Consider the following 20,260-nt stretch of genomic DNA (forward strand, 5'->3'; position numbering starts at 1 on the left):
CATCCTCCTATAATGATCGGGAGGGGTCATCGCCCCGATTGCACCAGTGGGGCCGATCTTGGACGGATTGCGAAAGTTCTTTGCGCAGCTTGGCACGCGCCGCCTGATGATCATGGGCGGCGTCGCCATCGCCTTGCTCGGCGTTCTGGCAGCGGTCGCGATGCGCGGCGGATCGAGCGAGATGGGGTATCTTTATACCGATCTCGATCCTTCGGTCGCGCAGTCGATGACTGCCAAACTGACCGCGCAGAACGTGCCGTTCCAGCTTTCCCCCGATGGCAGCGCGATTTTGGCACCCAAGGAAAAGCTGCCCGAATTGCGGATGGCGATGGCCGCCGACAAATTGAGCGGCAAGGTCGGGTACGATGTACTCGACGCCGAGCAACCCTTCGGCGTTTCCTCCTCGCGCGCGCGCATGAACGAGACGCGCGCGATCGAGGGCGAACTCGAAAAGTCGCTGCAAAGCCTCGACAGTGTCGACCGCGCGCGCGTCCATATCGTGATGCCCGAACGCGCGATGTTCGCCACCGAATCGCGCAAGGCCACCGCGTCGGTCACGCTCAAGACACGCGGGAAACTGCCCGCAACGGCGGTGCAGGCGATCCGCTATCTGGTATCCTCCTCCGTCCCCGAACTGTCCCCCGATCAGGTCTCGATCGTCGATCAGACCGGCGCGCTGCTCGCGCGGGCGGGCGAGGCCGACGACGGGGGTGCCGCCCAAGCCGACGACCGCCAAACGGGTATCGAAAACCGGCTACGTGGGCAGATCGAAGGTATGCTCGAGCCGATCGTCGGCGCGGGCAAGGTGCGCGCCGAGGTTTCCGCCCAGGTCGCGCGCGATCAGACGCGCGAGGAAAGCAACGTCTTCGATCCCGACAAGCAAGTGATCGGGCATCAGGTTACCGTCGAAAGCGGCGACCAGAGTAATGAGAGCGGAGCGACCGCCCCCGGTGCCTCGGTTGGCGCGCAGCTTCCCGAAAACAAGGGTGCTCCGCCCGCTGCGGGTGGCACCGGCGACAGCCGCAAATCGGCGCGCAACGAGACGTCCGAGGACACGACCTTCGAGAACAGCCAGACGCGCACCGTAACCGTCCGCGCGCCCGGCAAGCTCACCCGGTTGACCGTCGCAGTGATGGTCGATGGCGGCAAGAAGGGTCTGCCCGCACCCGAGATCGCGCGGCTGACGCGGCTTGTCCAGAATGCCGTCGGGTTCGACGCGGCGCGCGGCGACAGCGTGGTGGTCGAGAACATGACCTTCGCCGCGGTCGACCCGTTCGCCGATGCCAAGGGCAGCTGGTTCTCCTGGGTTTCGATGGATCAGGTGTTCAGCCTGCTCAAGTTGATCGTAATCGCGGGCGTCGGGCTGATCGCGCTCCGAATGCTGCGCCCCAAGGTCACGCCCGGGCAACTCGCCGAAGAAGCGCGACAGCTGACGGCGCAGACCGCCGAGGCGCAGGCCCTCGCCACGCGCGCGGCGGAAGGCGATCCCCAAGCGCTGCTGCAGATCGAGGCGATGCGCGAGGCAGGCGACGATACCTCGCTGCTCGATCAGGAAATCGCGCTCGCCCAGGTCGACGGACGCATCAAGCTCTCGTCGCTCAAGAAGATCGGTGACTCGATCAACGGCAGTCCGGCTGAGGCCGCGTCGGTGATCCGGCAATGGATGAACTCATGATGGAAAGCTCCAATCCCATGGACAGCGATCAGCGCGACATGATCATCGCAAGCGAAACCGGGCCGGATGACTTTCCGCCGCTTGAAGATTTTGGCAGCGCGGCCCCCGCCGGAAACGCAGCCGCAAGCGCGCCGACGAGCCTTGAGGCGATCTATGACGTGCCGGTCAAGGTACAGGCGGTGCTTGGCCGATCGCGCATCGCGATCGGCGCGCTGATGCAGATGAAGGCAGGCGCGGTGATCGAGCTCGATCGGCGCGTCGGCGAACCGGTCGACATCTTCGTCAACAATCGCCTGATCGCGCGCGGCGAAGTGGTGATGATCGACAATTCGCTCGGCGTGACGCTGACCGAAATCGTCCGTCAGGAGCGCTGAGCACGTGCACGCAACAGGGCCTGTTCATTTACTTCTGGTCGGCGCTCCCGGCACCGAATTCCGTACCGCCGCCGCGATGGCACGCGAAAGCGGCGCGCACGTCACGCTTGCGGACAATGCGGCGATGGCGCTGCAAATCCTGCGCGACGATGGTGGTGACATCGTGATGATCGATATCGATCAGGACGTCGCGCGCTTCATCGCGCAACTGCGCTCCGAACGGATCGCGGTGCCGGTGCTCGCGTGCGGGATCGACGCGGCGGCGGACCGCGCGGTCGCGGCGATCCGCGCCGGTGCGCGCGATTACGTGCCCTTGCCGCCGCAAGCAGACCTGATCGCAGCGGCGATCCTGTCGGTGTCGCAGAACGTCACGCGCATCGTCGGCGACGATCCGGCGCTTGGGCGCGCGATGGCGCTCGGGCTGGCGATGGCGCATTCCAGCGCACCGATGCTGATCGTCGGCGAAAGCGGCTGCGGCAAGGAACTCTTCGCCCGCGCGATGCACGATGCGTCGGGCCGGCGCGGCCGTTTCCTGGTCATCGATTGCGCGAACAACAGCGCCGAAATTCTCGAATCCGAATTGTTCGGCCATGCCGCCGGTGCCTTCCCCGGCGCGCTCGCACGGCGGCGCGGACGGATCGATGAAGCGGTCGATGGCACCGTTTTTCTGCGCGACGTGGAGGCGCTCACCCCCGCGATCCAGGCGCGCCTGCTCACGGTCTTGCAAGGAACCCACGCCACCCGCCCCGCCGCCGATCCAGTCGCAATCCGCGCGCGGATCATGGCCAGCACCGGCGTCGATCTCGACGGATTGGTCACCAAAGGCCTGTTCCAGGGCAATCTGCTCGCGCGGCTCGGGTTGGTGCGGATCGCGCTGCCGCCGCTGCGCGCACGCGTCGGCGACATCGTGCCGATGGCGACATTCTTCGCGGAACGCTTCGCGCTCGCCAACGATCTGCCTCCCCGCCCTTTCGATGACGCGGCGACGGCGTTGCTGCTGCAACACCAATGGCCCGGCAATGTCCGTGAGCTGGAGGATACGGTGCACCGCGCCGTCCTGCTCAACCGCGACGCGCACATCTCTGCAGACGCCCTCGTCACCGCCGATGGCTCCGCGCTCGGCTCCCCGACCGCAGCGGCACCGCATGCCGACAGCGCCGCATTCGTCGGTCGCACGGTCGACGATATGGAGCGCGACCTGATCCTGCACACGCTGCGCCATTGCCGCGGCAACCGGACGCTTGCCTCGACGATCCTCGGCATTTCGGTGCGGACGATGCGCAACAAGCTGAAGACCTTCATCGAGGCAGGCATCCCCGTCCTGCCCGCATCGTGACCGCCTGAGCATGCCACCAGAGCTAGCCACCTTCATCAAACGCTTCGGCTTCAGCCAGGATCTGGCGCTTGCGGGCACCGTCGTCGCGATTATCGCGATGCTGATCCTGCCCTTGCCGGCCTGGATGCTCGACCTCGGTCTGGCACTGTCGATCACCTTGTCGGTGATGATCCTGATGACCGCGCTATTTATCGAAAAGCCGCTCGAGCTCTCGGCTTTCCCGACGATCCTGCTGATCGCGACGATGCTGCGGCTCGGCCTCAACCTCGCCTCGACCCGATTGATCCTGTCGCACGGGCATGAGGGGCCGCAGGCGGCCGGCGGCGTGATCGGCGCGTTTGGCGAATTCCTGATGGGTGGTCAGCCCGTCATCGGCCTGACGATCTTCGCGATCCTGGTGGTGATCAACTTCGTCGTCATCACCAAGGGTTCGGGCCGCATCGCCGAAGTTGCCGCGCGCTTCAGCCTGGACGCGATGCCGGGCAAGCAAATGGCGATCGACGCCGATCTGTCGGCCGGGATGATCACCGAGATTCAGGCCCGCGAACGGCGGACCGAGATCGAGGCCGAAAGCGGCTTCTATGGCGCGATGGACGGTGCCTCCAAATTCGTGAAGGGCGATGCCGTCGCCGGGTTGATGATCACCGCGATCAACATCCTGGTCGGTCTCATCATCGGCGTTGTGATCCACGGCGTCCCGGTCGCCGATGCGTTTCATACCTATACCATCCTGACCGTCGGCGATGGCCTGGTCAGCCAAATCCCCGCGCTGATCGTCTCGACCGCTGCCGGTCTGCTCGTCTCCAAGGGCGGGATCAGCGGCAAGACCGGCGCGGCGCTTGGCGTACAGCTCGGGCGCTATCCCAAGGCATTCGGGATGGTCGCGCTGTTGATGGGCGCGCTGGCGATCATGCCGGGCCTGCCGTTCGTGCCCTTCGCCGCCTTTTCCGGGCTGTGCGGCTGGGTCGCCTGGACGCTGAGCAAGCGCGCTGATGCGGAGGCAAGCGCCGCCCGCATGGCAGAGGCGACCGCCGGACTCGCCGCGCAGCAAGTCGATGAGCCGGTATCGCGCACGCTGTCGATCGACGCGGTGCGGCTGGAGATCGGCTATGCGCTGCTGCCGCTGATCAACGATTCGAATGCCGAGCCGCGGCTCGACGATCAGGTCCGCGCGCTGCGGCGACAGATGGCGCTCGATTTCGGCTTCGTGCTCCCGTCGGTCCGCATCATCGACAATATGGCGCTCAAGGCCAATGAATATATCGTCTACATCAAGGAAACGGAGGCCGCGCGCGGCGAGATCCGGCTCGACAAATTGCTGGTGATCAATGCTGGCGGCGGCAATCTCGGCATCGTCGGCGAAGAAACGCGCGAGCCGGTGTTCAACCTCCCCGCTTTGTGGATCGACCGCGCCTTGCGCGACGAGGCGGGGGTGCGCGGGCTGACCGTGGTCGATTGCGGCACGATCATCACCACGCACCTGACCGAGTTGGTGAAGGACAATATCGCCGACCTGCTTTCGTTCACCGAGACGCACAAATTGATCACCGAAATCCACAAGGATTCGGAGAAACTCGTCTCGGAAATCGTGCCCGCCAAGATTTCGATCTCGGGCGTGCAACGGATCCTGCAGAATTTGCTGTCGGAGGGGATTTCGATCCGCGACATTCCAACGATCATGGAGGGCATCGCCGAGGCCGCCCCCCTCAGCCACAACCTCACGCAGATGACCGAGCATGTCCGCGGTCGCCTCGCGCGGCAGATTTCGGCGCAACAGACGCGCGAGGGGGCGATCCCGATCCTCACGCTGTCGGCGCATTGGGATGCCGAATTCGCCGAAAGCATTGTCGGCGTGGGCGACGACCGGCATCTCGCGATGGCGCCGTCCAGCCTGCAAGCCTTCATCGCCTCGGTGCGTGAGACCTATGACCGGCTCGCGGCGGGCGGCGAAATCCCGTGCATGCTGACCAACCCGGCGATCCGCCCGTTCGTCCGTTCGATCATCGAGCGGGTTCGCCCTGCCACCGTCGTGCTGAGCCAGAACGAAATCCACGCGCGCGCGCGCATCCGCGCCCTGGGATCGATTGCGTAAAAGCGCCGCCGACCCGGCTTATCTCCTATAAAGGATGGGTCGGCCTGCGTGCCGGACGGAAAGGCCCTGCATGAATTTCTCCTCGACGGGCCCATCGACTGGACTGCCCGCCTGGCCCCAGGCTTCGCCCCGCTCCGCCGGATTGCCGGTGGTGACCGGCGACGACTTCGCACTCGCGATCGACGGGGCGATGGCGCTGCAGGCGGCGGTGGAGGACACGACGCCCCTTACGGCAGACGCGATTGCCGCAGGTGCTGCGCGGCGCTCGGCACCGATTGCACTTGGCGATACCGCGCCGGACGCCGTTCCCACCGCGCCGCCGACCGGCATCCCGCGCACCGCAAACCCGACCGCGCCGGTCCGGACACCAGCCGGTATGCCGCAGCCGACGCGCGATGCGCCTGGGCCAATGCCCGCAACCGTACCGGCTACCGCCCCGCCCCCGCTAACCGCCGCCGCTTCGAGTGCCGCGCCGATGAAGGATGCTGCCGCTGGACCGCTTCCGGCTGAGGCGTTGTTGAAGCCAGCAACGCCGATTGCGCAGAAACACGCAGGCCAAGCGCGGCCTGACGCCCGCGACGCCGCCGCAGCACCGGTGGCCGAGCGGACGACGGCGACTCCGGAAGCACCGGAGCAACCGGCAATGCCGACGGCAAAGGCGGCGATGCGCGTCGATGCTGCGGCGCGCGACGTCACGGCCCCGACTGCGCCGACGCCGCGCAGCGCGGGCGATCCTGCCCCGGTAACCGCTCCTGCTCCGGCCCCGGTCCTCGCAACCGTCGCCCCCGTGCGCGTGAAGGCCGCGTCCGCTATGCCGCCCCCGCAGGACGCGCCGCGCCCTGCCGCACCCAATTCACCCGCGCCCACCCCGGCAGCGGAGCAAGCCGTCCCCAATCGTGTCGTCGCACACCCGAAGGCGCCGGTGCCGACGCCGCTGCCCCAACTTCCAACGGAGACCGCGCGACCGCGTCTTGCCGAGGCCCCCGCGCCAGCGATCGACATGGCAGTCGAGACGGCTGCCTTGCCAAAAGTGAGCGCCCGGGCGCCCGCGATCGTCGCGGTCTCACTCGCGCCAGTGGCGCTTGCCGTGAAGGAAGGCGCGCTCGGCCGTACGGATCGCGCTGTCGGTGATGGCCGCGCCGCGTCGCCGGACGACGCTCCCCTGCGCAAGCTCGCGCCTAACGACGGTGCGCCCGTTCAAGCCAAGCCCGACTCGAGACCCGCCACGGTCGTCGTGGCGGCCGCTCCACCCACTGTCGAAACACCAGAAGCGTCGGTGCCGATATCAGCGGCGGTCGCGGCACCCGCGCCGATCGGGAGTGCAACGCCATCCGTCGCGCCCGCGGCGGAACCGCTTGCCCAAGCGAAAGCACCCGCAGCCGCACCCACTCGAGCAGCAGCCGCGCCCCCCGCTCCGGCCCGGCCCCGGCCCAGCCCCAGCCGCCGCTGCCGCCGCCGCTTCACCCGCCGGACCCGGCGCTGCCGAACGACCGCTTCCCGCCGCATCGGAAAAGATGCACCCGGCCACGCCGATCGTGACGGTGTCGGTTCCCCTGGTCACCCCGCATATCATCGCGCCGATTACGGCCAGCACCGCGCCAATCGCGGAGCGTCCCGCGCTGCCGGGCGTTCTTGCCGCCCAGACCGTTCCGCTGATGCGAGTCGGCCCGCCGCGCATTGCCGTACCGGTTGCCCCCGCATCGCCGGATATGACGGCGATCGCCCCGGTTCCGGCGCCACCCGCTCACGCAGCCCCCGCACCCGTCGCCAACGCAGTCCCTGTCTCGGCCAGCGGCGCGGCGACGCTAACCCGGTCTCCGATCGCCGAGGCCGCGCCGCTGCCGCCCGCACCGGTCGAGCCGGATGCGCCAGTCGTAGCCCCCGCAGTATCCGCCGTGCCAGCGAGGCCAACGGGGCCTGCGACCCACGCAGCGCCCGCACTGCCGGCGGCGCACGCCGCGCCAGGCGCACCCGCAGTATTCACCGTGCCAGCGGCACCAGCCGCGCCAAGGGAACCCGAAGCGCCCGAAGCGCAGCCTGCCGGCAAGGCATCCCGCGCGAAGCCGGCGGCGATCCAACCGCAATCGCCAGAGGATCTCGTCGCACCAGTCCGGGCGACGCCGGTCCTTTCCACGCCATTCGTGTCGACGCCGGATGTAACGGCAACGATCCCGCTGCGATCCACCGTGCGTGAGCCAGCGGTCGCAGATCCGCCGCGCCGCGCCGCGCCGGATCGGCACGAGGCGGCAGATCAATCCGCGCCCCCCACAGTGCCCACGGTCGCACCATCGATCCTTCCCCAGATGATCCCGGTCGCGACGTCACTGCCCGCCGCTGCGTCGCGTACGGCGGACACAGCGGACAGGACGAAGCCGATCAGCGTCCAGCGCGCAGCGCCCGCGCTCGGCATGGCGAGCGTGGCAGCGCCGCCCCCGCGCGGCCAAGACATACCCGTGGCCGCGCACGATACCGCGCAACCGGCTGCACCATCGGATGCTCCGAACTTTGCCGACACGCTGCCGCCTGCCCCTGCCGACACCGGCGATGCCAGGCCAGCCCCCGCGCCCCTGCTGAGCGCAGAGCCACTTCGCACCCCCAATCCCCCACCGGTGGCCCCCCGCGCGCATCAGTCGGAAACGATCCCGACCCCCACCGTCACCGCACATCCCGGCCAGATCGGCCGCGAGCTGGGGGTCGAGATCGCGCGGCGCGTATCGGCCGGCGGCAATGAGCTGCTCGTGCGGCTTGCGCCTGCCGAACTCGGCCGGATCGAGGTCCGCATGGCCTTCGACGATCGCGGCGGCCTGACGACGGTGATTGCCGCCGACAGCCCCATCGCGCTCGACATGCTGCGCCGCAACAGCGCCGATCTCAGCCGATCACTGAACGACGCGGGCTTCCGCAGCGACGCGCAAAGTCTGCGTTTCGACGGCGGTGGCGACCGTGGGGGTGATCGCGGTGGCGGCCAGCCCCGCACCCCGTGGCAGACCGCAACGCAGAAATCGGGCCCGTCGGACGATTTCGGCGCGGCCAGCGACTTCGAGCAAACCCCGTACCGCCAGCTGCGCACCAGCGGCCGCTACGACCTCATGGCATAGGAGCCCGCCAACATGGCCATCATCGCAAACACTCCCACGACGACGACCCCAGTGGTCGCGGCACCCGGCGCCACCGCCAAGAGCACCATCGGCGCGGACTTCAACATGTTCCTGAAACTGCTCACGACGCAGATGCAGAATCAGGACCCGCTGAGCCCGATGGACAGCGCGCAATATACCCAGCAGCTCGTCCAATATTCGCAAGTCGAGCAAAGCGTACAGCAGACCGGCGCGCTGAAGGATATCCTCGCCAGTCTTTCGACGCAGACGATGACGCAGGCGGCGGGGTTCATCGGGCGTGATGCCGAATTCAATACGGCGGTCTCCGGCCTCGGTGTCGCGCCGGCGCGCTGGTCCTACACCGCGTCGGGCGAGCTCAACGCCGCCACGGCGACGATCACCGATGCGTCGGGCAAGGTTGTCGATACGCGCGCGGTGACGCTGGACGGCAGCAACGGCAAGTATAGCTGGGACGGCATGTTGCCGAACGGGACGAAGGCTGCGGACGGTGCCTATTCGCTGTCGCTCAGCGCCAAGAACGCCGCCGGGGCGAACGTCCCCGTGACGATCCGCGGCGTGGGCACGGTCAGCGGCGTGAGTGCGCTCAACGGGATCGTCTCGCTTGGCGTGAACGGCGTGACGATGCCGATCAGCGCGCTCCTCAGTCTGGTCGCGGTCGGCTGACGCCGCGCACAGCGCGCGATGGCGCCTTCTAGCGCGCGCATCGCACGACCGATTCCGATCCAGTTACGGAAAATGCATCATAATGAGCTGCTGCGCGATGTTCGTCGGCTGGCGCGATAACCTCGGCAAAGACTGCAGCCTTTCCTGCGACGTCCGTTTCGGCACCATGATAAATGACCGCAGCTTCGAGCGCTCCGGCGGGTCCGATGCGCCGCCGTTCCTTGAGCGCAATGTCGTTGCGACATCGATCATTCCGGCCTGCCACCCCTCGGCGAGGGGGGCGGCCGCTGCGGGCGCCAATTCGGTCCTGCCCAGTGCGATCCACGTACAGGGCAATATGATCCAGTGGCAAACCGAAGATCGCGCTGGCACCTTCGTCGGCAGCGCAGCGGACAAACCGCCAGCGCCGGCATCGGCCCCACTTTGTGAACGGGAATGCACCGCGCATCAGGCTGGCCTCGGCTGGCCGAAGCGGCGCAGCCCGCGCTCGCGAAATTTATTTGCCCGCGCGCACCACGCAGAGGAATTGGTTCCTATTATAGAAGAGAGACCCGGATGCGCCCCCCTTGCATCCGGGTCTCGCTACATCGCGTGTCGTTCGATCACAAAATGGAAAAGACAGGCTGCCCCCTCAGCCTGTCTTTTTTGTTTTGGTACGAATGCGACGCGGGTCGTGGGGACAGCAGGATGCAGCGCTTAGTCGAGGTGGGTGCGACTGGCCTGGCCAGGGACCAGCAAGTGCAGCGCCGGGGGCCCAGCGGTACGCCGCGCCGCGGAGCGTCGTACCGGGCGCTCGCCACCGTCAGATCGCCCGTCGCCCTGCACCAGGCGCGGCGGGGTTTTGGCGAAGGCATCGATCCAGAAGTCGTCAAGCAGACACCCCGGCACGTCGGCGGGCTTGAGCACGGTGGCGATACAGTCGCTGATCGAGGGATCCTCGCACGGGCCAATCACCTCGACCACGTCATCGAGCGTCATTCCCGGGGCTGCAAGCAAGCGGGCGGCAGCCGCAGCCCACAGTGCGCGTCCATCGGATACGGCCAACGTCAGGCTGATCCGGTACTGCGGTTGGAGACCGTCTGGCAGGGTTTTGCAATCGTTTGAAGAACCGGGAAGATTTTCCGAGTACACGAGAATATCCCTCTTTATCATCAACTAGGCGGCACGCGTTGAGCCCTGAGCAACTGAGGATCGCAATGGTCTTGTCGCACGCCCGACGATATTGAGGGAATGTCCCTAACCAAGACGGATGATGCCCTGCCGCGCTATTGCAGCCGCTTCGTCGCCCGGCGGCCGAGTTCGCGCGAATGGGCGATCACGACGCAGAGCTCGGCATAGAGCCGGTCCCAAAAGGGCGCAGGTATCGCGAAATCGTGGCGCGCACCGGTCTGTTTCATCACCAACGCGACGTGGTCGCCGCGTTCCAGGCCAAAACTGGCGGCGAACGGGCCATCGACGAACTCATCGGCGAGATCGTTCGGGAGCGCGAGCCGCGCGGCCATGATGTAGCCGCAAAAGACCTCGACGCCGTAATGGTCGAGTACGGCCGTGCTGTAATTCTTGCGATCGGGGCGGTCGAAGACGACCAGCGCTCCGGTCGGATGTGCCTCTACGCTGACCCGCAGACGCGCACCAAAGGCGTCCGTGATCTCGCGAATTCTGGGAAACACCGCGGATTCCTTCAGTTATGACGGGGATTGCAGCCGGATCCGATCCAGCGCTGCCACCTGAAGAGGAAAGGGCCGGGATGGCAAACCATCCCGGCCCTCCTGCGATCCCCCGGGCGAACCCGGGGTATCTCCGCCCCTTAACGGAACAGCGACGTGATCGTCTGCGGCGCCTGATTGGCGATCGACAGAGCCTGCACGCCAAGCTGCTGCTTGACCTGAAGGGCCTGAAGCTTTGCCGATTCCTTCGCCAGATCGGCATCGACAAGGCTGCCGATGCCCGACTCGATCACATCCGACAGCTTGCTGGTGAAGGTCGATTGCGCGTCGATCTGACGCGAAGCCGAACCCAGGTTGCTGAGCGACGTGGCGAGGTTGGTCTGGGTCGTGGTCAGCGTGTCGATCATCGTCGTGGCAGCAGCAGCGCTGCTGATGTTGCCGCTTGCGGCAACCGTGATGACCGAACCGCCCAGGTCGAGGCCCTGGTTGGCGACCGACAGCGAATCCGGCTGCCAGGTGCCGCCCGAGGTACCGTCCTGCAGCGACTGGAGGGCCGAAACCGCCCCGCCGCTTGCCTTCAACAGGTTGGTCCCGTTGAAATCAGACGCATTGACGATCGTCGTGATCTGATCGCGAAGGGCGGTGAAGTCCTTGTTGATGCCGTCACGCGACGCCTGGTCGATCCCCGTGTCGGCCGCCTGATAGGCTTTCGCCTTCATCTGGTTGACGACGTCGGAGATCTGCTCCGCACCGGCGATAGCCACGTCCGTCACGCTCTTGGCGCGCGACAAAGACGAGGAGACCGACTGCAGGCCGCCCAGATCGCTGCGGAGGCTCTGGGCAGTCGTATAGGCTGCCGAGTTGTCCTTGGTCGATGCCACGTTCATGCCGGTGGTGATCCGGCTGGAAGTCGTGCTGAGTGCCTTGGTCGTGCTGGTCAAGCTCTGGAGAGCTGCCATTGCGCCGGTGTTGGTGTTGACCGAAAGAGCCATGATCATTCCTTCTTGGATAAAAAGCCGCTTCTGCAGCTTGGGCCAGAAACGCTGACCCACGGCGGCCCGGAAACGCTTCCGGCTCGCCCTTTATTGTGGGAAGAAATATGGGATAACCAAAACGGCCCGCGGAGTTTATTTAAGGTTAGCGGGACGTTACCGGCCGACGCCCCGGACACCGTCAGAACGGGAACAGCGCGTCGTAGATCTGCTGGCCCCAACGCGCCTGCTGCGCGTCGGTCAGCTGACCGCGCCCGCCGTAGCTGATCCGTGCCTCGGCAATTTGCGAATGGAGGATCGAATTGTCGCGGTTGATGTCCTCGGGCCGGACCATGCCCGAAACGACGAGCTCTCGTAGCTCGAAGTTAACGCGCACTTCCTGCTTGCCGCGGATCAGCAGATTGCCGTTTGGCATTACGCCGACCACGGTGGCGGCGATCGTCATGTTGATCGTCTCGCTGCGTGAGGTGTTGCCGGCGCCGTTCGATTGCGAGGTCGAACTGGTATCAACCAGCTTGGCCGGATCGACAGCGCCGGGCAGCAGCTTGGCGAGCGGCGTCTGCAGGCCAAACAGCGCTGCGATCCCGGACTTCTCGGTTCCCGCACGGGTCCGCGTCGTGCTGTTGTCGACTGCGGCCTTGTCGGCAATGTTGATGCGCACGGTCAGGATGTCGCCGACGCGGCCAGCGCGCTGATCACGGAAGAACGCGCCTGCCCCGGTTCGGAACAGCGATGCGCTGGGCGGGGACGGCGCGACCGCTGCCACCGTTGGCCCGCCAGCGCGGTTGGTCGCGCCTTGCAAGCCGAGCGACGCCTCGATCGAGGGGCTTGGGCCTTGCTCCATTGGGGTCATTTTCGGGGCTTTGCCGATCGCCTTCAGATGCCCGACGGCGCCACAACCCGAAAGCGCGCCCGCCAGCGCGATCAGCGATACAATCTTCTTCATGGCAGGTTTCCCGAAATGCTTCACTGGGCCGAAACGCGGACCGCGCCCGTGCCCTCCACGACGCCATCGAGCGTATGGTTGGTGGCGAGACTGACCACGCGGACGAAATCCCCGGCTGCGCCGCCGCTCAAGGCCTTGCCCTGCGCCGTGATCGAAAGACCGCCGTCGCGCAGCGCGATCGTGACGGGTTCGCCACGACGCACCAATTGCGGGCGGATGACATCGCTGCTGCGCACCATCGCCCCGGCCGGCAACGCGCGCGCCGCCTCCATGCCGATGATGTCCCTCGCGCGCGGCAAGCCCCGCGCGGCGGTCTCGGCCACATCTTGCGTCGTAAAGTCGCCGGAGGACAACAGATCGCCCTTGGCGATCGCGTGATCGAGTACCGGCACACTCACCTGCGGCGCGGGCGCTTCTGGCCCTTGCGCATGAAGTTGCGCTGCGCAGAGCATGAACAACGCGCTCAGCACGAGGGCGTGGGACAGCTGCATCTCAGCGCAACTGGCTGGTGGTGGCCAGCATTTCATCGGCGGTCTTCACCACCCGGCTGTTCATTTCATAGGCACGCTGCGCGGTGATCAGCGCGGTGATCTCGCTCACCGGATTGACGTTCGATTGCTCGACGAAGCCTTGCGTTAGCATCCCGAATCCCGGCTCCCCCGGGGCCGCGATCGTCGCCTGGCCCGAGGCCGCGGTTTCGAGGAAATTGTTGCCGCCCAGCGCCTCGAGCCCAGCTTCGTTGACGAAGGTGGCAAGCTGTAGCTGTCCGATCGTCTGCGGCGCCGGCGTGCCGGCGAGCGTGACCTGCACTTCGCCGGTCTTGGATACGGTCACTGCCACCGCACCCTGCGGAATCGTGATACCGGGCTGCACGATATAGCCGTCCGCCGTCACCAATTCGCCCTGGTCGGACAGCTGGAACGATCCGTCGCGGGTATAGCCGGTCTCGCCGCTGGGCATGGTGATCTGAAAATAGCCCTTACCCTGGATCGCCAGATCATAGGGGTTGTCGGTCTGCGCCAAAGACCCCTGCTCGACAATGCGATAGACGCCGCCGGTCTTCACGCCCGCGCCGATCTGAATGCCGGTCGGCAGTTTGGAATCGCTGCCCGATGCGGCACCGGCGCGTGCGACCTGCTGATACAGCAAGTCCTGGAACTCGGCGCGCTGCCGCTTGAAGGCAGTCGTGCTCATATTGGCGATGTTGTTCGAGATGACGTCGACATTGGTCTGCTGGGCCAGCATGCCGGTGGAAGCGATAGAGAGCGAACGCATGGAAATCCTTTCGGAAAAGTAAAACGGAAGAGCAGGATCAGGTGAAGCGGCCGAGTCGATCGATCGCGTTCTTGCGCAGGTCGTCCATCGACTGCGACAGGCGCTGGCTCGATTGATAGGACCGCAGGATGTCGACCATCGCCGTCGTCTCGACGATCGGCTGCACGTTCGATCCCTCGACCCCGCCGGCGGTCAGCTTGGTTTCGGCTGCGCTGAGAATGCGTCCCGCGCTACCCGCCATCAGTCCGTCGCCACGCGGCGCGACCGTCGCTTCGTCGGGGAAAACCGTCACTGCGAGACGTCCGAGCACATTCGCTCCGCTCATCACCGATCCGTCGCTGGCGATCGTCAAATTGACCTGCTGTTCCGGCGGCACGTTGATCGGCTTGCCATTATCCCCCAGCAGCCGCTGCCCGCCCGCCGTCGCAAGATCGCCAGATCCCAGCACTTTGACGAAGCCCGCGCGCGTATAAGCGGCATCGCCACCGCCCGGTGCCTCGACACCAAAATAGCCCGGGCCGTCGATCATCACGTCGAGCGGGTTTCCGGTCGACTGGAACGCACCCATCGAGCTGTCGTGGATCGCGCCGTAATCAAGCACATAGGAGGTGGTCGCCGCCGTGGGTACGCTCGCGTCACCGCTTTGCTCGACATATTCGTGAAACACCGGCTGTTCGCGCTTGAAGCCGACGGTGCTGCTGTTGGCCATATTGTTGGCGGTCACGTCGAGCCGGCGTCGCAGCGCCTGTTCGTGGCTCAACAGAACATAGGAGGAGACATCCATTTCCGTTCGCTCCAGATAAATCGTCGGTCGGAGCGCACTAGGCAGAAATTGCCGCACGCTTATCCTATATTAGAGGGGAATTGAACGAATGGCGCGGCGGCGGGCAGTTTCTCGCAAAGTCGCCGCCCAACGAAAGGCGATCCCGTGTCCGACCCCCAAAGCGAGAGCGAAATCGCCGAAAGCGCCGAGGGCGAGACCGTCGTCGCGACCAAGCCGCCGCGCTTCAGCAAGAAGCTTAAGATCATCATCGGTGCTGTCGTCCTGCTGCTGGTCATCGGCGGCGTGGCAGCGGTGATGTTCTTCCCCAAAGGCGAGGAGAAAGGCGAGCATGCAGCCGCCCCCGCCGAAGGCGGGCATGGTGAAGCTGGTGCCACCTATATCGAGGCGCCGGCGATCGTGGTGAACCTGCGCGGCGCGGATGGGACGGCACGGTTCCTGAAAATTCGTTTCACGCTCGTCCCTGAATCGGCCGGCAAGGTTGAGGAGATCAAAGCCAAACTCCCGGCGGTCGTCGATGCGTTTCAGCCGTTCCTGCGGGAGTTGCGGCCCGAGGATCTTGCCGGGTCCGCCGCGGTGTTCCGGATCAAGGAAGAAATGCTGGTCCGCGCCAACGACGCGCTCGGAAAAGGCGAAATCAAGGATATTCTGATCCAGGATCTTATTCAGCAATGAGTGACGACGACTTCATGGATTTCGAGATCGCTGCGCCGAGCATGACGCTTGGCGACGGCGAAGACTTCGACCAGGCCAGTATCGATGCGATGTTCGGCGGCAACGAACCGGTCGCCAAGAAGAGCGGGCTCAAGGCGGTCATCGAGTCCAAGATCATCAGCCACGAGCGGCTGCCGATGCTGGAAGTGGTGTGCGAGCATATGGTGCGCAGCTTTGCCAGCAGCATGCGCAACCTGACCTCGGACGCGATCGATGTCAGCCTGGAGGAACTCACGTCGATTCGCTTCGGCGATTTCATGGGGCGCCTCGCAATGCCGGCGATGATCGGCGTGTTCAACGTGCCCGAATGGGATAATTACGGCGTCATTACCGTCGAATCGAGCTTGATCTACGCGGTTGTGGATGCGTTGCTGGGTGGACGGCGCGGCGCCGGACCGATGCGGATCGAGGGGCGCGCCTTCACCACGATCGAGACGAGCCTGGTGTCGCAGATGCTCGAGCTGGCGCTTACCGATCTGTCGGCTGCGTTCGAGCCGATCGCGCCGATCTCGATGCTGCTCGAGCGCGTCGAGACCAGCCCGCGCTTTGCCGCGATCGCCGGGCCGACCAATATCGCCGCCGTCGCCACCTTCCGCGTCGATATGGAGGGGCGCGGCGGCAAGTTCAGCGTCTTGCTGCCCTATGCGACGATCGAGCCGGTGCGCGACCAACTGCTCCAACGCTTTATGGGCCAAAAGATCGGGCGCGGGAATATCTGGGAGGCGCATATGGCCGCCGAGCTGCTCAAGACCGACGTCTCGATCGATGTCGTGCTGGGCGAGCGGACGCTGCGGCTCGAAGAGATCCGCAGCTTCGCAGTCGGCCAGACGATCGCGCTGCACACCGCGCCCGACGATCCGCTCGAAATTCAGTCGGGCGGCATACCGCTGGGCCGCGCCCAGATCGGGCAACGCTGCAACAATATCGCGGTCCGCATGGTGGCCGACATGTTCAAGGAGATCGAGCGATGAGCTTTGCCACCCTAACCAACATCGTGACGATGCTGTTCTGCATCGCGGTCCTGGTGCAAAGTGTGCGATTGATCCGTGCGCTGCGCGCGGTGAAGGGCGACGATTTCGGCACGATGGTCAAGGCGCTCGACACCGCGACCGCCGAAGCCCGCGAAGTCCTCGATGACTTGCGCGAAACGCTCCGCATCGATTGCGCCGCGAATGCGCGCGTCATCGCCACCGGCACCGCGATGCGGGAGGAATTAACCGTGATGGCGGGCATCGCCGACGCCGTCGCCGAACGAATCGTCGAGGCGGTCGAGAAAAGCAGCGCGACGTCTGCCAAGGCCGCGGCGCCAAAGGCAAAAGCGCGGCCCCGTGCGCGCGCCGTCGCCGAGGCCGCGGCATGATCCGCAAGCCATCGCTACTGATGCTGACGGCCGCCGCTGCGGCGATTTCGGGCGTCGCGCATGCCGTCGGCGTGGCGGCACCGGCAGCCGATGCGCCGGCCACCCGGCTCGGCACTGCGATCAAGGAAGATATTGCCGCGCGCGATCAATCGGCAAAGCGCCGAAACCGTGCCCTTGCCCTGCGCGAGCAGGCCGCCCGCGCGACCGAGGAACGGATCAAGAGCGAGCTGCGCGCGCGCCAGGAGGCGGCCGCGAGCGCCAGTTCGGCGACCGGACCCACCGCGCAGGAGGCGCAATATGACAACCTCGCGCGAATTTATCAGGCGATGAAACCCGCCAAGGCCGCGCTCGTGTTCGAACAGCTCGACATGGACGTGCAGATGAAGGTCGCAGGAAGGATGCGCGACCGCTCCACGGCAATGATCCTGGCGGCGATGACGCCCAAGGGTGCCGCCGATCTCAGCATGTCGCTGGCGCATAAGGAAGCGAGCAAGGCGCGGGAGATAGCCGTGTCGGCCCCGGCACGACGCCAGCCGTAAGGGCGTTTTTGGAAAATGCGCCATGGCGCCTTTCGCGGCACCGGCCCGCTCTTGAAATTCGCTTTTCCGCGACTTTACAAATGGTCTCTAAGGGCAAGCCCCCGCCGTCCGGCGGGGGTTTGCGGCCTCACCCCTCTGCGCAAACCTCGACGATCAGGACGCGGGCGATGCCGGGGTCGGCGGCGCGCAAGGCAGCGGTCAGATCGGCGCTGAGCCGAAGCGCATCGACCGGCGTTTGCGGCGATGCGAACAGGCGCGAGAATTCGATCGCACCGGCCACCGACACCGCACGCAGTTCGGGTAGCCGCGCGGTCAGCCGTTCGAGGCTGGCGGTGTCCTTGGCCGCGAGCACGAGTTTGACTTTCAGCGCCCCCTCGATCCGGTCCGACCCGACGATCGGCACGACGATCTGGTCCATCGTCAGAAACTCCGGGGCGGCATGTTCTGATGCGGCGTGTTCCGGCGCGGCACCATCCGCCGCGCCCGCCACCGTGGCGAGCGCGATCATGGCCGCGGCCTTCGAAAACAGATGGGCGATCGGTCGAACTCCGCGCGGCGGACACGCCCGCCGCATCCACTCACCTATAATAGAGGATACACGCCCCAGAAGGACATTTCATGAGCCGCGATCAAAGGCCGGGCCGCGTCAAGCTAATCGATTCGTCCGCAGAGGCCGTCCCGACGCGCCGGGTCGGCGACATCCCGGGCACCGCCATCGTCGATTCGACCGCGCCGGCTGTCGCCGACCTGCCCGTCGCAAAATCGCGCACCATGGCGTGGTCGGCGCTGTTCCTGATCGCCTGCATCACCGGTGCCGCGGTCGTCACGCTAATGCCGCTGCTCGGCACCGGCTGATGCGGCCGATCTTTGCGCTTGCACTGCTTGCCGCGTCGGCGGCGGCCCCCACCCCCGCGCCGGTGGCCACCCCGCCGGCAAACCCGGCCGACACCGAAAACGGCGCGGCGACCGATATCGCCGTCACGCCGGTCAATGATGCCCCGAAGGTGACGCCGTTCGCGCCGCAATTTTCCACCTTGCCGACGATCACGCGGCCGGACGGCTGGGCGATCGTCAGCCGGGACACGGCATGGCGCGGCCTGATGCGGTCGAATCCGAACAATCGCCAGGCCGCGCGCTGGGTCTATGCGCGCAGCCAGATCGGGCTTGGCCATGCCGCCGAAGCGATCGGCGCGATTGCGGTGATGCGGCAGGACGAGCCCGACATCGTGCTGGTGCCCTCGTACCAGCTCGCGCTCGGCGCGGCGCTGACGCTGCTCCACCGCTCGCCCGAGGCGGTGGTGGCGCTGTCGGTCGAGGCGCTGACCAACAATCCGGAGGCCTGCGCATGGCGGATGCTGGCACTGGCCGAGGCGGATCAGCCGGCGCAGGCGCTCGGCCAGGTGCAATGCGCCATCCCGGCGCTCAACGCACGGTCCCCGGCGGTGCGCGCGCGCTTTCTCCTCGCCATCGCACGTGGTGCCGAACGGCTGGGCAAGCCCGCGCTGGTCGTCATGCTGTTGCGCACCTTGCCCGCGGGCAATGTTTCGGCGGAGCTGCTGCGCGCCCGCGCCCAGATTGCGCTCGGCCATGTCGCGGAAGGCAATTTACTGCTCGCGCGCGCGGCCTCCACGGGCGACCGAGCCGAACGACTCGATGTCGACTTGAGCGTGCTGGAGGCGGCAGTGGCACGCGGCGCGACCCCGGCCGATGCGATAAAACAGCTGCGCCACATCCGCTACGTCTGGCGCGGCGGCGCTATCGAGGAGCGCGCGCTGATGCTGTCGTATCGGCTCGCCCGCCACCGGCGCGATTTACGCGGCACGCTGGAGGCCGGCGCAACGCTGTTCCGCTATTTCAACGGCGGCAGCGCGCGGCCGACCCTCGTCGCCGAACTCCAGGATACGATCGCCACCGCGCTCGCGCCCGAAAATCCGATGCCGCTCGACCAGATCGCCGGGCTGTATTGGGATTATCGCGATCTCGCGCCCGCGGCGGCGGCCGGCGATCTGCTGGTGTCGCACTTCGCCGATCGGCTGCAAGCCGCCGGCCTGTATGCGCGCGCCGCCGAATTGCTCGAACATCAATTGATCATGCGCACGAAGGATATTGCGCAAGGGCCGCTATCGACACGGGTCGCGTCGCTCTTCATCCTCGCCGGAGAGCCCGACCGTGCGCTCGCGGCGATCCGCGCGACCGAGGAGAACGCCTATCCCGATGCGATGCTGTGGGACCGGCACCGCGTCGAAGCGGTTGCGCTCGATCAGCTCGGCCGCACCAATGAAGCGATGGCGGTGCTGCAGGAGGTGCCCGACGGCCTCGCCATTCGCGGCGAGCTCTATTGGAAGCGCCGTGACTGGAAGGCGCTCGCGGCCGTCACCGAACCGACGCTGACCGGCGGCGAAAAGATGACCGATGTGATGCAGGCCAAGGTGCTGCGCTACGCGATCGCGCTGGCGATGCTGGGGCGCGAGGATGCACTGGCCCGCCTCAACGCGCGCTACCGCGCGGCATTCGGAAAGCTGCCGACCGCAGCGACGTTCGAAACGCTGACCGCCGCGATCGGCGCGATCGATCCTGCCACCGTCAGCGCCGCAATGGCCGCGATCCCCTCGGCCAGCCCGGCGGGCGACATCGCCGATCTGGTCGATGCGGCGCCGGTGGTGGCTGGGCCGACTGGGTGATGCGCGGGCGTTGGACGGTAGGGATTGGCAGCAAGCGGACATCGCG

21 protein-coding genes are annotated in these 20,260 nt (G+C 66.4%); 12 read left to right on the plus strand and 9 right to left on the minus strand.

From position 1 onward, the window contains the following. Positions 1-106 precede the first annotated feature (106 nt). The 4 genes from fliF (at position 107) to flhA (ending at position 5,477) form a co-directional block, all read left to right on the plus strand. Positions 107-1,675, plus strand: coding sequence for a flagellar basal-body MS-ring/collar protein FliF (gene fliF, locus HMP06_RS08660; RefSeq protein WP_176498444.1), 1,569 nt, complete (start codon positions 107-109; stop codon positions 1,673-1,675). A 17-nt stretch (positions 1,676-1,692) separates the two neighbouring features. Continuing rightward, entirely contained in the window at positions 1,693-2,049 is a 357-nt protein-coding gene (gene fliN / locus HMP06_RS08665; protein WP_176498445.1) for a flagellar motor switch protein FliN, read from the plus strand. Positions 2,050-2,125: 76 nt separating this feature from the next. Further along, positions 2,126-3,385, plus strand: coding sequence for a sigma-54-dependent transcriptional regulator (locus HMP06_RS08670; RefSeq protein ID WP_176496728.1), 1,260 nt, complete (start codon positions 2,126-2,128; stop codon positions 3,383-3,385). Positions 3,386-3,395: 10 nt separating this feature from the next. Continuing rightward, on the plus strand, positions 3,396-5,477 hold the full coding sequence (gene flhA, locus HMP06_RS08675) for a flagellar biosynthesis protein FlhA (protein WP_176496729.1): 2,082 nt from the start codon (positions 3,396-3,398) through the stop codon (positions 5,475-5,477). An 18-nt stretch (positions 5,478-5,495) separates the two neighbouring features. On the opposite strand, the gene HMP06_RS08680 is transcribed toward flhA, so the two are convergent. Beyond that, on the minus strand, positions 5,496-6,479 hold the full coding sequence (locus tag HMP06_RS08680) for a hypothetical protein (protein WP_176496730.1): 984 nt from the start codon (positions 6,477-6,479) through the stop codon (positions 5,496-5,498). Positions 6,480-7,018: 539 nt separating this feature from the next. On the opposite strand from HMP06_RS08680, the gene HMP06_RS08685 reads away from it, so the two are divergent. Both HMP06_RS08685 and HMP06_RS08690 read left to right on the plus strand, forming a co-directional pair. Next, the gene (locus HMP06_RS08685) at positions 7,019-8,575 is read left to right on the plus strand and encodes a flagellar hook-length control protein FliK (protein WP_176496731.1); all 1,557 of its coding nucleotides are present in this window, start codon (positions 7,019-7,021) and stop codon (positions 8,573-8,575) included. Between the two features lie 12 nt (positions 8,576-8,587). After that, positions 8,588-9,259, plus strand: coding sequence for a flagellar hook assembly protein FlgD (locus tag HMP06_RS08690; protein ID WP_176496732.1), 672 nt, complete (start codon positions 8,588-8,590; stop codon positions 9,257-9,259). A 696-nt stretch (positions 9,260-9,955) separates the two neighbouring features. On the opposite strand, the gene HMP06_RS08695 is transcribed toward HMP06_RS08690, so the two are convergent. The 7 genes from HMP06_RS08695 to HMP06_RS08725 all read right to left on the minus strand — a co-directional run bounded on the left by HMP06_RS08695 (position 9,956) and on the right by HMP06_RS08725 (position 14,923). Further along, positions 9,956-10,303, minus strand: coding sequence for a hypothetical protein (locus tag HMP06_RS08695; RefSeq protein WP_176496733.1), 348 nt, complete (start codon positions 10,301-10,303; stop codon positions 9,956-9,958). 221 nt (positions 10,304-10,524) lie between these two features. Further along, positions 10,525-10,929 carry a hypothetical protein gene (locus HMP06_RS08700; protein ID WP_176496734.1) on the minus strand — a complete coding sequence of 135 codons (405 nt, stop codon included), beginning with the start codon at positions 10,927-10,929 and terminating at the stop codon, positions 10,525-10,527. A 137-nt stretch (positions 10,930-11,066) separates the two neighbouring features. After that, positions 11,067-11,918, minus strand: a complete 852-nt coding sequence (locus tag HMP06_RS08705) for a flagellin (protein ID WP_176496735.1) — start codon at positions 11,916-11,918, stop codon at positions 11,067-11,069. A 181-nt stretch (positions 11,919-12,099) separates the two neighbouring features. Beyond that, positions 12,100-12,864, minus strand: a complete 765-nt coding sequence (gene flgH / locus HMP06_RS08710; protein WP_176496736.1) for a flagellar basal body L-ring protein FlgH — start codon at positions 12,862-12,864, stop codon at positions 12,100-12,102. Positions 12,865-12,884: 20 nt separating this feature from the next. Then, a complete protein-coding gene (flgA, locus tag HMP06_RS08715; protein WP_232089930.1) occupies positions 12,885-13,355 on the minus strand; it encodes a flagellar basal body P-ring formation chaperone FlgA in 471 nt (156 codons plus the stop codon). A gap of 1 nt (position 13,356) precedes the next feature. Continuing rightward, positions 13,357-14,139, minus strand: coding sequence for a flagellar basal-body rod protein FlgG (gene flgG / locus HMP06_RS08720; protein ID WP_176496737.1), 783 nt, complete (start codon positions 14,137-14,139; stop codon positions 13,357-13,359). Positions 14,140-14,176: 37 nt separating this feature from the next. Further along, positions 14,177-14,923 carry a flagellar hook-basal body complex protein gene (locus tag HMP06_RS08725; RefSeq protein WP_176496738.1) on the minus strand — a complete coding sequence of 249 codons (747 nt, stop codon included), beginning with the start codon at positions 14,921-14,923 and terminating at the stop codon, positions 14,177-14,179. 144 nt (positions 14,924-15,067) lie between these two features. Here HMP06_RS08725 and HMP06_RS08730 point away from each other — a divergent pair, with 144 nt between their 5' ends. From HMP06_RS08730 to HMP06_RS08745, 4 genes are read left to right on the plus strand one after another with little or no spacing between them, the layout of a single operon-like run. Then, positions 15,068-15,595, plus strand: coding sequence for a flagellar basal body-associated FliL family protein (locus HMP06_RS08730; protein WP_176496739.1), 528 nt, complete (start codon positions 15,068-15,070; stop codon positions 15,593-15,595). After that, positions 15,592-16,605, plus strand: coding sequence for a flagellar motor switch protein FliM (gene fliM / locus HMP06_RS08735; RefSeq protein ID WP_176496740.1), 1,014 nt, complete (start codon positions 15,592-15,594; stop codon positions 16,603-16,605). The genes HMP06_RS08730 and fliM overlap by 4 nt, the downstream gene beginning before the upstream one ends. Beyond that, entirely contained in the window at positions 16,602-16,994 is a 393-nt protein-coding gene (locus tag HMP06_RS08740) for a hypothetical protein (protein ID WP_232089931.1), read from the plus strand. The genes fliM and HMP06_RS08740 overlap by 4 nt, the downstream gene beginning before the upstream one ends. Continuing rightward, the gene (locus tag HMP06_RS08745; RefSeq protein ID WP_176496741.1) at positions 16,991-17,533 is read left to right on the plus strand and encodes a MotE family protein; all 543 of its coding nucleotides are present in this window, start codon (positions 16,991-16,993) and stop codon (positions 17,531-17,533) included. The genes HMP06_RS08740 and HMP06_RS08745 overlap by 4 nt, the downstream gene beginning before the upstream one ends. 127 nt (positions 17,534-17,660) lie before the next feature. On the opposite strand, the gene HMP06_RS08750 is transcribed toward HMP06_RS08745, so the two are convergent. Further along, positions 17,661-18,041: a hypothetical protein gene (locus HMP06_RS08750; protein WP_176496742.1), complete on the minus strand. Its 381-nt coding sequence runs from the start codon at positions 18,039-18,041 to the stop codon at positions 17,661-17,663. Positions 18,042-18,151: 110 nt separating this feature from the next. On the opposite strand from HMP06_RS08750, the gene HMP06_RS08755 reads away from it, so the two are divergent. Then, complete coding sequence (locus tag HMP06_RS08755) at positions 18,152-18,388, plus strand: hypothetical protein (protein WP_176496743.1); 237 nt, start codon at positions 18,152-18,154, stop codon at positions 18,386-18,388. Continuing rightward, on the plus strand, positions 18,388-20,214 hold the full coding sequence (locus HMP06_RS08760; RefSeq protein WP_176496744.1) for a hypothetical protein: 1,827 nt from the start codon (positions 18,388-18,390) through the stop codon (positions 20,212-20,214). Before HMP06_RS08755 ends, HMP06_RS08760 begins: the two co-directional genes overlap by 1 nt. The last annotated feature ends 46 nt before the right edge of the window (positions 20,215-20,260 follow it).

The organism is Sphingomonas sp. HMP6, from assembly GCF_013374095.1.
In the GTDB taxonomy this organism is placed as follows: Bacteria; Pseudomonadota; Alphaproteobacteria; order Sphingomonadales; family Sphingomonadaceae; genus Sphingomonas.

Excerpts from the sequence above, each read along its gene's own strand:
- fliF (WP_176498444.1), top strand. The coding sequence starts at position 107 with ATGATCATGGGCGGCGTCGCCATCGCCTTGCTCGGCGTTCTGGCAGCG.
- fliN (WP_176498445.1), top strand. The coding sequence starts at position 1,693 with ATGGACAGCGATCAGCGCGACATGATCATCGCAAGCGAAACCGGGCCG.
- HMP06_RS08670 (WP_176496728.1), top strand. The coding sequence starts at position 2,126 with ATGGCACGCGAAAGCGGCGCGCACGTCACGCTTGCGGACAATGCGGCG.
- flhA (WP_176496729.1), top strand. The coding sequence starts at position 3,396 with ATGCCACCAGAGCTAGCCACCTTCATCAAACGCTTCGGCTTCAGCCAG.
- HMP06_RS08680 (WP_176496730.1), bottom strand. The coding sequence starts at position 6,479 with ATGTCGATCGCTGGCGCGGGGGCCTCGGCAAGACGCGGTCGCGCGGTC.
- HMP06_RS08690 (WP_176496732.1), top strand. The coding sequence starts at position 8,588 with ATGGCCATCATCGCAAACACTCCCACGACGACGACCCCAGTGGTCGCG.
- HMP06_RS08705 (WP_176496735.1), bottom strand. The coding sequence starts at position 11,918 with ATGGCTCTTTCGGTCAACACCAACACCGGCGCAATGGCAGCTCTCCAG.
- flgH (WP_176496736.1), bottom strand. The coding sequence starts at position 12,864 with ATGAAGAAGATTGTATCGCTGATCGCGCTGGCGGGCGCGCTTTCGGGT.
- flgA (WP_232089930.1), bottom strand. The coding sequence starts at position 13,355 with ATGCAGCTGTCCCACGCCCTCGTGCTGAGCGCGTTGTTCATGCTCTGC.
- flgG (WP_176496737.1), bottom strand. The coding sequence starts at position 14,139 with ATGCGTTCGCTCTCTATCGCTTCCACCGGCATGCTGGCCCAGCAGACC.
- HMP06_RS08725 (WP_176496738.1), bottom strand. The coding sequence starts at position 14,923 with ATGGATGTCTCCTCCTATGTTCTGTTGAGCCACGAACAGGCGCTGCGA.
- fliM (WP_176496740.1), top strand. The coding sequence starts at position 15,592 with ATGAGTGACGACGACTTCATGGATTTCGAGATCGCTGCGCCGAGCATG.
- HMP06_RS08740 (WP_232089931.1), top strand. The coding sequence starts at position 16,602 with ATGAGCTTTGCCACCCTAACCAACATCGTGACGATGCTGTTCTGCATC.
- HMP06_RS08745 (WP_176496741.1), top strand. The coding sequence starts at position 16,991 with ATGATCCGCAAGCCATCGCTACTGATGCTGACGGCCGCCGCTGCGGCG.
- HMP06_RS08750 (WP_176496742.1), bottom strand. The coding sequence starts at position 18,041 with ATGATCGCGCTCGCCACGGTGGCGGGCGCGGCGGATGGTGCCGCGCCG.
- HMP06_RS08755 (WP_176496743.1), top strand. The coding sequence starts at position 18,152 with ATGAGCCGCGATCAAAGGCCGGGCCGCGTCAAGCTAATCGATTCGTCC.
- HMP06_RS08760 (WP_176496744.1), top strand. The coding sequence starts at position 18,388 with ATGCGGCCGATCTTTGCGCTTGCACTGCTTGCCGCGTCGGCGGCGGCC.